The sequence below is a fragment of the Rhodanobacter denitrificans genome, assembly GCF_003335105.1.
GTDB classification, from domain to species: Bacteria; Pseudomonadota; Gammaproteobacteria; order Xanthomonadales; family Rhodanobacteraceae; genus Rhodanobacter; species Rhodanobacter denitrificans_A.
This window is the reverse complement of the sequence record NZ_QFWQ01000004.1, coordinates 1-14,594: the sequence shown is the minus strand read 5'-3', so window position 1 is coordinate 14,594 and position 14,594 is coordinate 1. Positions and strand designations below refer to the sequence as shown.

The window sequence follows — 14,594 nt, the reverse complement described above, 5'->3', positions numbered from 1 at the left end:
GAGCCAACCATGATCCGATCCCTCGCTTCATCCCTGCTGTTCGTCCTGCTCGCCGCGCAGCCGGCGCTGGGCAGCCCCGCGCCGGCCGCAGCCGCGCCCGCCGCCCCTGCCGCAGCGGCCCCCTCCGGCGTGTGGTACGAGATCTTCGTGCGCAGCTGGTACGACACCGACGGCGACGGCACCGGCGACCTCAACGGCGTCACCGCGAAGCTCGACTACCTGCAGTCGCTCGGCGTCAGCGGCATCTGGCTGATGCCGATCAACCCCTCGCCCAGCTACCACGGCTACGACGTCACCGACTACGAGGCGGTGAACCCGCAATACGGCACGCTGGCCGACTTCCGCCGCCTGGCGGACGAGGCGCACAAGCGCGGCATCCGGATCATCATCGACATGGTGATCAACCACACCAGCAACGAGAGTCCGTGGTTCAAGGCCGCGCTGGATCCGAGCAGCCCCTACCACGACTGGTACAGCTGGGCCGACAAGTACACCGACCTGGAAAGCGGCAGCGCCGCCGGCAGCCAGGCTTGGCATGCAGCGGGCAAGCAAGCGGCTCCCGGACAACATTATCTCGGCATCTTCACGGCGGAGATGCCCGACCTGAACTACGACAACTCCGCCGTGCGCGCCGAGATGATCAAGGCCGGCCAGTTCTGGCTGAAGCTGGGCGCGGACGGCTTCCGCCTCGACGCCGCCCGGCACATCTACGAGAACTTCCCCTGGGACGTGGACGATCCCGCCGCGCTGGCGAAGAACCTCGACTGGTGGAACGAATACCGCCGCGGCCTCGACGCGGTGAACCCGCATACCTACCTGGTGGGCGAGGTGACGCAGCCCGCGGCCACCATGCTCGCGCCCTACCTGAAGCCGCTGGACGCGGTGTTCAACTTCCCGCTGGCGGTGCAACTGATCGACGCCGCGAAAAGCGAGCGCAACCAGGGGCTCGGTCCCACCCTCGACCGCAGCTATGCCGCCTATGAGGCCGTCGGCGGCAAGGCGATCAAGGATGCCCCTTTCCTGTCCAACCACGACCAGGAGCGCGTGATGAGCCAGCTCGACGGCAACCCGCAACACATGCGCACCGCCGCCGCGATGCTGCTCACCCTGCCGGGCGAGCCGTACATCTACTACGGCGAAGAGCTGGGCACGCTGGGCAAGAAACCCGACCCCGCGCTGCGCGAGCCGATGCGCTGGCAGCGCGCGACCAGGGCGAAGGGCGAGACCCGCTGGAAAACCGGCAACCCCGCCAACGGCGCGGCCGTCTCGGTCGAGGCCGAGCAGGCCGATCCGCACTCGCTGCTGCATTTCTATACGCGGCTGATCCACTGGCGCAGCGAGGTGCCCGCGCTGCGCGACGGCGGCTTCCGTGCCTACCCCGAAGCCAGCGACCACCTCGCCGCTTGGGAACGTAGCGATGGCCGCGACACCGTGCTGGTGGTGCACAACCTCTCCAATCAGCCGCAGACGATGGCGCTGGACGTGCCCGGCGAGCCGCACTACACCCGCGTGCTGAAGCAGACCGGCCCCGGCGCGGCGATCCACGGCAGCACACTGAGCGTGCCGGCCTACACCAGCGTGGTGTTGCAGTGATGGGCCGGCGCATGCTCGCCATCGCACTGGCCGCCGGGCTGCCGGTTTCCGTACCGGCGCTGTCCGCCACGGCACCCATGGCCTCCACCGTGCGCGCCGACACGCAGGGTGTGGCGTTCCGCCTGGGTGCCGAACAGGTGTCGATCCACCTCGACGGTGCCGGCGTGGTGCACGTGCAGGCGCTGCCCAATGGCGCCACCGACACGCACACGCTGGTGCTCGATCCGGATGCGAAACCGGCCGCCACGGGCAACGCACGCGTGCACGACGACGGCACCACGCTCACCATCGCCAGCGATCGGCTCACGGCGACCTGGCACAAGAGCGCCAACACGCTGGAACTGCAGGACGCGCAACACCATCCGCTGCTCACGCTCGACCTCGCCGCGCTGGCACAGGGCCATCTCTTGCTGAGCCACGCTCCGGGCGACGCGCTGTACGGCATCGGCGGCTACAACGCGACGCAGGATGCCTCCGCCGGCCTGCTGCGCAGCGGCCGGCAGGTGGCCACCGCCGGCGAGCAGGGCCACGCCGGCGCGCCGTTCGTCTGGAGCACCGCCGGTTACGGCGTGCTGCTGGACAGCGATGGCGCGACGTTCACGCTGCGGCCCGGCACGATCGACGCCAGCGATACACGCCAGGAGATGGACGTCTACATCCTGCTCGGCACGCCCGCCCGGCTCTTCGGCGCGGTGGCCGAGCTCAGCGGCCGCACGCCGCTGTTCCCGAAGTGGGCGATGGGCTTCACCAACAGCCAATGGGGCATCGACGAGAAGGAGTTCCGCGACATCGTCGCCACCTACCGCGCCAAGCACATCCCGCTCGACGCCTTCACCTTCGACTTCGACTGGAAGGACTGGGGCAAGGACTGGGGCGAGTTCAGCTGGAACCCGGTGAAATTCCCCGATGGCCCCAGCGGCAAGCTGAAAGCCGACATGGCCGCGCTCGGCGTGCACATGACCGGCATCATGAAGCCGCGTGTGCATGTGGACACCGTGGAAGGTCGCTACGCCACCGCGCACGACCTGTGGCTGCCCGGCGAGAAGACCAGCCCCGACTACTTCTCGCACAAGCCGGTGAAGGACATCGACTTCGACAAGCCGGCCGCGCGCGCGTGGTGGTTCAACCCGCAGCTGGCGCACAGCTTCGACACCGGTATCGTCGGCTGGTGGAACGACGAGGCCGACACCACCAAGAGCAACACCCAGTTCCTCAACATGCAGCGCGCCACCTACGACGGCCAACGCGCGCACTCCAACCTGCGCGTGTGGTCGATCAACCGCAACTTCTGGCTGGGTTCCCAGCGCTATGCCTACGGCCTGTGGTCGGGCGACATCCCCACCGGCTTCGCCAGCATGGCCGGCCAGCGTGCGCGCATGCTCAGCGCGGTCAACGTCGGCGCGATGCAGTGGGGCATGGACGGCGGCGGCTTCAAGAACGGCACGCCGACGCCGGAGAACTACGCGCGCTGGATCGAGTTCGGCGCGTTCACGCCGATCTTCCGCGTGCACGGCGAGCTCGGCCAGAAGCGCCAGCCGTGGGTGTACGGCCCGCTCGCCGAGAAGGCCGCCACCGACGCGATCCGCCTGCGCCAGGCGCTGATCCCGTACATCTACAGCTACGAACACGTGCGCCGCGCCACCGGCGTGGGCCTGGTGCGTCCGCTGCTGTTCGACTGGCCGCACGACCCGAACGTGCGCAACGACGTCGACAGCTGGCTGTTCGGCGACTGGCTGCTGGTATCGCCGGTGGTGGTGCAGGGCCAGGCCGCGAAGGACGTCTACCTGCCCGCCGGGCGCTGGATCGACTGGTTCAGCGGCAAGGCCTACGAGGGCGGCCGCTCCGTGCACCTGGCGATCGACAGCAAGGGCTGGGGCGACATCCCGCTGTTCATCCGCGACGGCGCGATCATTCCCACCCAGCCGCCGATGGATTACGTCGGCGAGCGGCCGCTGACCGAGCTCGGCGTCGACGTGTTCCCCGCCGCGCAGCGCAGCACGTTCGACTACTACGACGACGACGGCGCCACCTACGGCTACGAGCACGGCGCGTACTTCCTGCAGTCGCTCTCGGTGCAGCGCCGCGGCGATGCGGTGCAGATCGAGCTCGGCGCCGCCAGCGGCAGCTTCAAGCCGGCGCTGCGCTTCTACCTGCTGAAAATCCACGGTGACGCGGCCACCGGCGTCAGCGGCAAGCTGCCGGCGTTCGACAGCCTCGACACCCTGCAGCGCGGCGGCGGCGAAGGCTGGGCGCGCGGCCACGACCGCTACGGCGAAGTCACCTGGGTACGCGTGGCCGCGGCGCGCGCCGCGCAGATCACGCTCACCCGTTAGCTCCGGCTCGTCAGTTCCGAAAGTTTCCTGAAGGCGCAAGAACCCCGGCATGCCACACGGCATGCCGGATCCACCCAACCGCGGAGGAATGTTCGATGGGCAATCAAGGCGACACGAAGCACCGCTCGAAACCCACCCTGGCGTGCGCACTCGCGGCCGCGCTGGCGCTCTATGCACTGCCGGCCATCCACGAGCAGGCGCGGGCTGCCAGCAACGACAACAACGTGGAATGGAACGGCCTGTTCCACGACCAGGGCACGCTCTATGACAGCAACCCCGAACCGGGCGCGACCCAGGCGGTCACCCTGACCCTGCGTACCTTCAAGAACGACATCACCAGCGCCAACATCAAGTACTACGACAGCGCCGACGGCACCTACCACTGGGTGGCCATGCACTGGACCGCCAACGACGCCACCGGCACGTTCGATCTCTGGCAGGGCACGGTGCCGGCCAGCGCCTCGGAGAAGTACTACCGGCTGCAGATCAACGATGGCACCGCCACCGCCTGGTACAACGCGGCGGGCATCACCTCGAGCGAGCCCTCCTCGGGCGACTTCTATATCATCCCCGGCTTCAAGACGCCGGACTGGATGAAGAACGGCGTGATGTACCAGATCTTCCCCGACCGCTTCTACAACGGCGACGCCAGCAACGACGTGACCAACGGCCAGTACACCTATGCCGGCTGCGCCACCGAGCAGCACGCGTGGGATTCGAGCGTGGTGTCCAACGTCGGCGGCTGCAACAGCGCAGTGTTCTTCGGCGGCGATCTGGCCGGCGTCGACCAGAAGCTCGGCTACATCAAGAACACGATCGGCGCCGACATCATCTACCTCAATCCGATCTTCCTCTCGCCGACCAACCACAAGTACGACACCGAGGACTACACCAAGGTCGACCCGGCGTTCGGCAGCAACACGCTGCTGCAGACGCTGGCCGCCGACATCCACGGCACCGCCAACGGGCCGAAGGGCTACCTGGTCCTCGACGGCGTGTTCAACCACACCGGCGACACCCACCAGTGGTTCGACAAGTACAACTGGTGGACCACCACCGGCGCCTACGAGTCGCAGTCCAGCCCGTGGTACGGCTACTACACGTTCCAGACCTGGCCAAACACGTACTCCGCCTTCTTCGGCATCTCCAGCATGCCCAAGCTGGACTACGGCGCCAGCGGCTCGGCGGTGCGCAACGCGATCTACGGCAGCAGCACCTCGGTGGTGCAGACCTACCTGAAGTCGCCGTACAACATCGACGGCTGGCGCCTCGACGCGGCGCAATACCTGGACGCCGGCGGCAACAACGGCAGCGACACCACCAACCACCAGATCATGGCCGAGCTGCGCAACGCGGTGAAATCGGTCAACCCCAACGCCGACATCCTCGGTGAGTTCTGGGGCAACGCCGGTCCGTGGACCGACGGTGGCGACCAATGGGACGGCGCGATGAACTACGACGGCTTCATGCAGCCGGTATCTGAGTGGATCACCGGCCAGGATTACAACGGCAATGCCGCCTCGATTCCCTCCAGCCAGTTCGACAGCTGGTTGCACGGTACCCGCGCCAACTACCCGACCAACGTGCAGCAGGTCATGAGCAACGGCCTGGGCAGCCACGACGTCACCCGCTTCGGCAACCGCGCCGGCGGCGACATCTGGAAGACCTACCTGGCGCTGTTCTTCCAGATGACCTACGTGGGCACGCCCACGATCTACTACGGCGACGAGTACGGCATGCAGGGCGGCGCCGACCCCGACAACCGCCGCACCTTCGACTGGACCGTGGGCACCTCGACCAACAGCGCGGTGGCGCTGACCCAGAAGCTGGTCGCTATCCGCAACAGCTATCCGGCGCTGCGCACCGGCTCGTTCCTGACCCTGCTGACCGACGACACCAACAAGCTGTTTGCCTACGGCCGCTTCGACGCGACCAACCGCATCGCCGTGGCGCTGAACAACGACAGCGTGGCGCACACCGTCACCATACCGGTGTGGCAGCTGAGCGTGACCAACGGCAGCACGCTCACCGAACTGATCTCCGGCACGAAGTACACCGTGCAGAACGGCCAGGTCAGCGTGACGGTGAACGGCCATTACGGGGCGATCCTGGCGCAGTAGGCCCGCTTCGCGGCGGCGGCGGGGCGAGCGCGCCCCGTCGCCGCACTTCGCTCCGGAACCTGCGGACACTACCGGCAAACCGCTGGACTCGGCCTCCGGCGTGTAGGAAACTGCGCCTCGATGTAAACGTTTACATCCTGGCCATCGCCGGCCTTGCCCGGCCCGCTTCCGCGCCACCCCATGCGTCGAACAGGACCCCGCCATGTCTCTCTCCGCACAGTTACGAAACCTCGCTCTGGGCGTCTGCGCCGCCCTGCTGCTCGCCGGCACGGCGGCCGCCGCTCCGCCCGCGGCGACCGCCACCCGGCTGCAGGTCGACGCCAGCGCGAAAGGCACGCCCTTCCCGCATTTCTGGGAACAGATGCTCGGCTCCGGCCGTGCCTCGCTGGCCCTGCGCGACGACTACCGCAAGGACCTGGACGCCGTGCACCGGGCCACCGGCGTGGGCTACATCCGCTTCCACGGCATCCTCGACCACGACGTGGGCCTGGTACAGCGCGACGCGCAAGGGAAGATCTCCTACAACTTCTCCTACATCGACCAGATCTACGACGGCCTGATCGAACACGGCTTCAAGCCGTTCGTGGAACTCGGCTTCATGCCGCCGGAATTCACCTCCAACCCGGCCGCGCTGCAGGAATTCTGGTACCACCCGAACGTCGCGCCGCCAAAGGACTATGCCGAGTGGGATGCCATGATCGGCGCGCTGGCGAAGCACCTGGTCGAGCGCTACGGCATCGATGAAGTGGCCAGCTGGTACTTCGAGGTGTGGAACGAGCCGAACATCGGCTTCTGGGCCGGCAGGCCCGCCCAGGCCACCTACTTCACCCTGTACGACCACACCGTGCGCGCGCTCAAGGCGGTCAACCCGCGCATCCGCGTGGGCGGCCCGGCCACGGCGCAGGCCGCGTGGGCCACCGACTTCCTCGCGCACGTGCACAAGAACAACGTGCCGGTCGACTTCGTCAGCACGCACGTCTACGGCGACGACACCGCCGACAACGTGTTCCACACCAGCGAGAAGATCCCGCGCGCGGACATGGTCTGCCGCTCGGTCGACAAGGTGCACAAGGAGATCGCCGCCTCGCCGTACCCGCACCTGCCGCTGATCTTCAGCGAGTACAACGCCAGCTACGCCAACCTGCCCAACGTCACCGACACCGTGTTCATGGGCCCGTGGCTGGCCAACACCATCCGCGAGTGCGCCGGCAAGGTCGAGGCGATGAGCTACTGGTCGTTCTCCGACGTGTTCGAGGAACAGGGTGTGGTGCGCAACCCGTTCTACGGCGGCTTCGGCCTGATCGCCGCCAACCGCATCGCCAAGCCCGCGTTCAACGCGTTCGCGATCCTGCACAAGCTGGGCGACCGGCAGCTGGCGACGAAGTCGGATTCCGCCCTGGTCACCCGCCGCGACGACGGCACCGTCATCATCGCGCTGTGGAACTACGCACCGCCGGTCGGCGACACCGCCAGCTACACGCCGGGCAAGCCGGCCGGCGCGCCGAAGCGCTTCGAGATCGCGGTGAAGAACCTGCCCGTCGCCGCCCGCGCCACCGTCTGGCGCGTGGACGAAACCCACGGCAACGCCGTCGCCGCGTTCGACCGCATGGGCCGCCCAGATTCCCCCAGCCGCGCGCAGATTATCCAGCTGCGCGAAGCCGGCCAACTGGCCGCGGCGGAGTCGATTGACGTGCACGACGGCAAGTTCGCGATCGACGTGCCGGTGCAGGGACTAGTGGTGGTCGAGTTGCGCTGAACCGCCTTGCGCACCGCCCCTGGCAGCTCGGTAGGGCGGGCACCGCCCGCCGCTCCAGGCCTCGGCCAAAAGCCGGCGGACAATGTCCGCCCTACGGAACGGCGCTGGTGGCGTCGGGCCGGCGCCCCGCCCCATTCCCCCATGAATACGTATGCATGGGCTGGTTGCTGCGGTGCGACGCTATCTACCATGCTGCGATCACCAGCACGCACCGGCCTGTTGCATCCGTCGGCAACATGCAGGCGTGACACCACATCAGTTGCAGGAGGGGGCATGCCGACCGGGCACATCATCCAATGCGGGCCGCAGGCGGCACGCGCATGTTGAGCATCGTCGCGGCCGCCATGCTGGCCTCCGCCACGGCGGCGCCGGCCTGGCACGACGGACTGGACTGGCACGGCGTGCATGTCGCCATCAGCCACGATGCGCAGCAGCGCTACACGCTGGCCTGGCCCTACGGCCAGCGCGAGGTCGCGGCGCAGCCGCTGCGCACGGAAACCGCCAGCCTGCTGTTCGACGGCCTGTTCGCGATGGCGCAGGACGACCTCGCGCAGGATTCGGTCGACGCGATCCGCGACGGCGCCTTCGACCACGGCCAGCCGATTCCCTGCCATTGCTTCGTGACCGGCCTCAAGTGGCCGTACGTGTGGACGCGCGACCTCTCGTACGCGATCGACCTCGGGCTGTGGCGCTTCGACGCCGCGCGCGCGCGCAACGGCCTGGCCTTCAAGCTCTCCGGCGTGCGCGTGCCCTCCGCGCCGCAGGGCAGCTATGTGATGCAGGACACCGGCTCGGGCGGCAGCTGGCCGATCAGCACCGACCGCGTGGTGTGGTTCCTCGGCGCGCGGCACCTGCTGGACGACCGGGCGTTCGCCGCCGACGTCTACGCCGCGCTGCGCGACACGCTGGCGCAGGACCGCCAGTACGCCTTCGATCCGGCGTTCGGGCTGTACCGCGGCGAAACATCGTTCATGGACTGGCGCGAGCAGAGCTACCCGGCCTGGACCTTCGACGAGGTCACCTTCATCGGCCAGTCGTTCGCCCTGTCCACCAACGTGCTGCACTACCAGGCGCTGGCGATGGCCGCGCAGCTGGCCGGGCAACATGGCGACGGCAAGGCCGCGGCGGACTACCGCTCGAAGGCGGCAGCGCTCAAGGCCGCGATCAACGCCCGCTTCTGGCGCGCCGACCGCGGCATGTACATGAGCTTCCTCGGCGGCGACGGCACGCCCAACGACAGCTACGACCTGCTCGGCATCGCGCTGGCGATCACCGGCGGCGTGGCGGATGGCGCGCGCGCCGCCGAGGCGCTGGCGAACTATCCGACCTGGCCCGCCGGCAGCCCGGTGATGTGGCCCGAGCGCAAGGACCAGCCGATCTACCACAACCGCGCGATCTGGCCGTTCGTCAGCGCCTACGCGCTGCGTGCCGCGCGCGAGGTGGAGCAGCCCGCGCGCATCGCCCACGAGATCACGTCGGTGATGCGCGGCGCCGCGCTGTACGGCTCCAACATGGAAAACTACGAGCTGCTCACCCAGGGCCAGCACGTGGACGAGGGCAGGCTCAGCGGACCGGTGGTGAATTCGCCGCGCCAGCTGTGGTCGGTCGCCGCGTACTTCGCCGTGGTCACCGAAGGCGTGTTCGGCCTGAACGAGAACGGCACCGTGCAGCCGAAGCTGCCGACGTCGCTGCTGCCGATGCTGTTCGGCGACCGCACCGCCATCTCGCTCACCCTGCCCGACCGCTCCATCACGCTGGAGCTGCCGAAGCAGCGCCAGGGCAACCTGCTGGTCGCCGACCGCGTGACGACCCGGGGCACGGCAACCACGGTGACGCTGAAGGCGATCACGGTGAAGGACGTTCCGCTGCGCACCGACGCGCCGCTGTTCGCCGCCGAGGCGCCGCCCGCACCCGTGCTCGCCGCCGACGGCGACCACTGGAAGGTGCGGGCGGACGGCAAGGTGCAGCTGTATGTCAACGGCCGGCGCGCGCAGGCGATCGACGGCAGCGGCACGCTGCCGAGGCAGGGCACGCTCGCCTGCGTCAGCGCCACGCGCATGTCGGCAGACGGCCTCGAATCGCTGCACAGCCCCGCGACCTGCGGCGGCGAGTTCGCCCCGGTCACCGGCGCCTGGCCGCGCACCTGGACGGCCCCGGCCGACGGCCGCTACCGGGTGTCGCTGGACTACGCGAACGAGCACGGCCCGATCAACACCGGCATCACCGCTGCGGTGAAGATGCTGGCCGTCGCCTGTGACGGCGGCGCCGAACAGCGCCTGCCGATCGTGATGCCGCACAGCGTGCGCCAGCAGCGCTCGACCTGGGGCGAGTTCGCCGCCCGCGCCGGCGCCCATTGCCGCTTCGCGCTGGAGGACGGTTTCAACATGAGCTATCTCGGCCACTTCGCCCACTACACCGGGGGCGTCGGCGGCAGCAACGGCCCGCTCAACGCCGCCGACGTGGGCGGCCTCGTCATCGCGCCGCTGGGCGCCGGCACCACCGGGGACAGCGCACCATGAGCAAGGCCAAACCCGAGCTGTCGTTCTGGCAGATCTGGCACATGTGCTTCGGCTTCCTCGGCATCCAGTTCGGATTCGCGCTGCAGAACGCCAACGTCAGCCGCATCTTCCAGACGCTGGGCGCGAACGTGGACCAGATACCAGTGCTGTGGATCGCCGCGCCGTTCACCGGGCTGATCGTGCAGCCGCTCATCGGCTATTTCTCCGACCGCACCTGGAACCGCTTCGGCCGGCGCCGGCCGTACTTCTTCGCCGGCGCGGTGCTGGCGACGCTCGCGCTGCTGGCGATGCCGAACTCGCCCACGCTGTGGATCGCCGCGGGGCTGCTGTGGATCATGGATGCCTCGTTCAACGTGTCGATGGAGCCGTTCCGCGCCTTCGTCGGCGACCAGCTGCCGCCGAAGCAGCGCCCGCTGGGCTACGCGATGCAGAGTGTTTTCATCGGCGTGGGCGCGGTGGTCGCCTCGTTCCTGCCCTACGTGCTCACCCACTTCGGCGTGGCCAACACGGCACCGGCCGGCGAAGTGCCGCACTCGGTGAAGTACGCCTTCTACGCCGGCGCGTTCGTGCTGCTGGGCGCGATGCTGTGGACCATCCTCGGCACCCGCGAGTACCCGCCGGAGCAGCTGGAGTCGTTCTCCGACAACCGTATCGAGGAGGCGCCCGGCAGCGTGGCCGGCGCGTGGAAGATCGGCGCGTTGCTGCTGGTGCTGGGGCTCGTGCTGCTGGGCCTGATCCGGCGTTTCGCGCTGGAGCAGGAGCTGTATCTGCTGGCCGGCGGCCTGGCCGGCTTCGGCGCGCTGTTCGTGTGGCTCAGCGGCACCCGCAGCGACGGCCCGCTGCGCCACATCATGGGCGACCTGCACGGCATGCCGCTGCCGATGCGCCGGCTCAACTGGGTGCAGTTCTTCTCCTGGTTCGCGATGTTCGCGATGTGGATCAACACCACCTCGGCGGTGTCGCAGACGTTCTATGGTTCCAGCGACACCACCTCGGTCGCCTACAACGAAGGCGCCAACTGGGCCGGCGTGCTGATGGGCACCTACAACGGCGTGGGCGTGCTGGCCGCTATCCTGATCCCGCTGCTGGTGCGCGCCTGCGGGCTGCGCATGAGCCACCTGGTCAACCTGTGGCTGGGTGGGCTGGGTCTGCTGTCATTCCTCGTCATCCGCGACCCGCATTGGCTGGTCGCCTCGATGGTGGGCGTGGGCTTCGCCTGGGCCTCGATCCTCTCGCTGCCCTACGCGATGCTGTCGGACAACCTGCCTGCGGCGAAGATGGGCATCTACATGGGCATCTTCAATTTCTTCATCGTGATCCCGCAGCTGCTGGCCGCCAGTGTGCTGGGCGTGCTTCTGAAGCTGTTCTTCCACAACCAGCCGATCTGGGCGCTGGGCCTGGGCGGCGTGAGCCTGCTCGTCGCCGGCCTGTGCACGCTGCGCGTGCCGCTGCCCGAAAACGCCGCGTAACCGCGCCGCCCGCCACCCATCCTGCATCGCGGATCCCGAACCATGCCCAAGTCACGCCTGCTCACCGCCCTCGTCGCCGCGCTCGCCTGCGGCCTCGCCCATGCCGCCGCGCCGGCCGCATCGGTGCCGGAATTCGTCGGCACCGATGCGCCGATGGCGTCGAACGCGATCTACTTCGTGATGACCGACCGCTTCGTCAACGGCGATCCCAGCAACGACCACCGCGACCAGGGCGGCCCGCACCGCACCTTCGACATCCCGGTGCCCGGCGCGCCCAAGGGCGAGAGCGCGAACATCGGCTACCTCGGCGGCGACTTCAAGGGCGTCCTCGACAACGCCGGCTACATCCGCGGCATGGGCTTCGGCGCGGTATGGATCACCCCGATCGTGGACAACCCCGACGAGGCGTTCACCGGCGGGGACCCGGTGAGCTGGGGTTCGAAGTTCACCGACCGCGGCAAGACCGGCTACCACGGCTACTGGGGCGTCAACTTCTACAAGCTCGACGAACACCTGCCCAGCAAAGGCCTCGACTTCCGCCAGTTCACCGCGAAGATGCATGCGGCCGGGTTGAAGGTGGTGCAGGACATCGTGGTCAACCACGGCTCGCCCGCCTTCAGCATGCCGGTGCGGCAGCCGCAGTACGGCCAGATCTTCGACAAGGACGGCAGGCTGATCGCCGATGAGCAGAACCTGCCGCCATACCAGCTCGATCCCGCACGCAACCCGCTGCACCGCTTCTACCACGCCTACGACGACCTGGTGCAGCTGTCCAACAACGACGACCAAAGCCCGGCCGTGCTCGACTACTTCGTGGGCGCCTACGAGCAGTGGATCGGCGAGGGCGCCGATGCCTTCCGCATCGACACCATCAGCCACATGTCCACCGCGTTCTGGAAACAGTTCAGCGCGCGCATCCGCGCAAAGCACCCCGGCTTCTTCATGTTCGGCGAGGCGTTCGACTACAGCCCGGACAACATCGGCCAGTACACCTGGCCCGAGAACGGCGCCATCAGCGTGCTCGACTTCCCGCTGCGCGGCCGCCTCGGCGACGTGTTCGAGCACCCGGACAGCGACTACGCCCACCTGCTCGACCGCCTCTACCTCACCAACGGCCCGTACCAGAACCCGTACGAGCTGGTCACGTTCTACGACAACCACGACATGGCCCGTCTGAACGCCACCGACGCCGGCTTCATCGACGCCAACAACTTCCTGTTCACCGCCCGCGGCATCCCCGCCATCTACTACGGCTCCGAAACCGGCTTCGAACGCGGCAAGGCGGAACACCAGGGCAACCGCAACTACTACGGTCAACAGCGCATAGACGCGGCATCGAAAAGCCCGATCTATCGCCAGCTGAAACGCATCGCGTTGCTGCGCGAAAAGACGCCGGCGCTGCAGCGCGGCCTGATGCTGCCGCTGCGCTTCGCCGGCAACCAGGCCGCGTTCTACCGCGTGTACCAGAAAGGCGACACGCACCAAATCGCCCTGGTGCTGCTCAACAAGGGCGATGCCGTCGCGTCATTCGACATCGGCGAGTATCTGCAGCCCGGCCGCTGGACACCGGCGCTCGGCGGCGCCGCGATCGACGTGGCCAAAGGCGGCAGCCTGCACGCCAGCGTCCCCGCGCACGATGTGCAGGTCTATCTGCTGGATGCCACGGCGAAGCGGGCGGACCTGGCGGCGGAGCTGACGCGGCTGATGCAGGAGCGTGGGCATCCCACGCACTGATCCACCCGGTTCGACACTGCGGGATTAGGCGGCCGGATTAGGCGGCAACAAGAAGCTAATAGGTTGATTTCTCAGGCTCGGCGCAACGATGTCTGTCTCGATGGCACGGGATAGGCTGCGGGATTAGACTGCGTTTTGAAATCTACCCAGCGTTAGGTGCCGCGGTGACTACCTTCGGAAAGTGGGAATTTACAGTCGATCGCGAAGCCACGGCAGCCGCGTACGCGCGCGCCGAGCATGGCGGTTCAGCCAGCTGTAGCTGCGAAGGTTGCCGCAATTTCACCATCGCACGCGATTCTATATACCCGCCGGCTTTCCTTTCATTCCTTGAGTCGCTAGGCATCGACTTTCACAAAGACGGTGAGGCGTACCACAACGCGCGTCTCAGTCCAGGGCGTCACGACTATGGCGGCTGGTTTCACTTTGTGGGTACGCTAGAAAAGACCGGCGATTTTGCTGCAGTAGCAATGTCCGAAAATTTCGAGGCTTGGCTTGCGAGCAAGAGCGCGCCACCTCTCGCAAGCCTCCAAGGTCTTCCCCTGGTTGAGGTTGCGTTCCATGCAACTGCAGTGCCGTGGGTGCTCAACGAGCCCGAGGCAATGTAGGCTGCACCTAACCAGTCGTTCAAGGCGGACGGCTACGCCGCCGCTTAACTCCAGCGTTAGGCGGCGGGTGCAGCCATTCGGTTCTCGCGAGCTATAGGAGCGAACTTTTGAGTCTTCCGTGCCACTACCAAATCGTTTCGCACTCGGGCGCCATCGCAATCAACGAGATCGCGGGCTTCGACAAGTCGGCGTTGTTGGCGGCGCTGGCCGGCGTGGGCATTGTTGTCCGGGCGGAAGAGCCAGTGCTGGCTTCTGTCGCTCCGGCCCAAACAATCAGTCGGCTCGTGACCAATTGCGGCGACCTGATGCTCAGCCAAGAATTCGAGGGCATGGGCGAGGGCGTCTTGATCTATTCGGAAGATCAACCCATGCCCGAAGCAATCTATGCTGCTCTTCAGGCCTCGCCGGCGTTCGTTGCACTAGACGGGCCGCGCGCCTAACAATTCCGTAGGAGACTTCCCCGTC

9 protein-coding genes are annotated in these 14,594 nt (G+C 67.6%); all 9 read left to right on the top strand.

Annotated elements, in window-relative coordinates; genetic code table 11:
• Positions 1-9: 9 nt before the first annotated feature.
• The gene (locus DEO45_RS05720; protein WP_114341344.1) at positions 10-1,593 is read left to right on the top strand and encodes an alpha-amylase family glycosyl hydrolase; all 1,584 of its coding nucleotides are present in this window, start codon (positions 10-12) and stop codon (positions 1,591-1,593) included.
• Between the two features lie 11 nt (positions 1,594-1,604).
• Positions 1,605-3,926 (top strand): TIM-barrel domain-containing protein, encoded by a 2,322-nt coding sequence (locus DEO45_RS05715; RefSeq protein WP_223250797.1) that lies wholly within the window; start codon positions 1,605-1,607, stop codon positions 3,924-3,926.
• 95 nt (positions 3,927-4,021) lie between these two features.
• Positions 4,022-6,046 (top strand): glycoside hydrolase family 13 protein, encoded by a 2,025-nt coding sequence (locus DEO45_RS05710; RefSeq protein WP_114341342.1) that lies wholly within the window; start codon positions 4,022-4,024, stop codon positions 6,044-6,046.
• A gap of 202 nt (positions 6,047-6,248) precedes the next feature.
• A complete protein-coding gene (locus tag DEO45_RS05705) occupies positions 6,249-7,802 on the top strand; it encodes a GH39 family glycosyl hydrolase (RefSeq protein WP_114341341.1) in 1,554 nt (517 codons plus the stop codon).
• Positions 7,803-8,122: 320 nt separating this feature from the next.
• On the top strand, positions 8,123-10,321 hold the full coding sequence (locus DEO45_RS05700; protein ID WP_114341837.1) for a Six-hairpin glycosidase-like protein: 2,199 nt from the start codon (positions 8,123-8,125) through the stop codon (positions 10,319-10,321).
• Positions 10,318-11,790, top strand: coding sequence for an MFS transporter (locus tag DEO45_RS05695; RefSeq protein ID WP_114341340.1), 1,473 nt, complete (start codon positions 10,318-10,320; stop codon positions 11,788-11,790). Before DEO45_RS05700 ends, DEO45_RS05695 begins: the two co-directional genes overlap by 4 nt.
• Positions 11,791-11,832: 42 nt before the next feature.
• Positions 11,833-13,524 (top strand): alpha-amylase family glycosyl hydrolase, encoded by a 1,692-nt coding sequence (locus tag DEO45_RS05690; protein ID WP_114341339.1) that lies wholly within the window; start codon positions 11,833-11,835, stop codon positions 13,522-13,524.
• A gap of 164 nt (positions 13,525-13,688) precedes the next feature.
• Positions 13,689-14,129 carry a hypothetical protein gene (locus tag DEO45_RS16480; RefSeq protein WP_147269684.1) on the top strand — a complete coding sequence of 147 codons (441 nt, stop codon included), beginning with the start codon at positions 13,689-13,691 and terminating at the stop codon, positions 14,127-14,129.
• Between the two features lie 107 nt (positions 14,130-14,236).
• Positions 14,237-14,569, top strand: a complete 333-nt coding sequence (locus DEO45_RS05685; RefSeq protein ID WP_114341338.1) for a hypothetical protein — start codon at positions 14,237-14,239, stop codon at positions 14,567-14,569.
• The last annotated feature ends 25 nt before the right edge of the window (positions 14,570-14,594 follow it).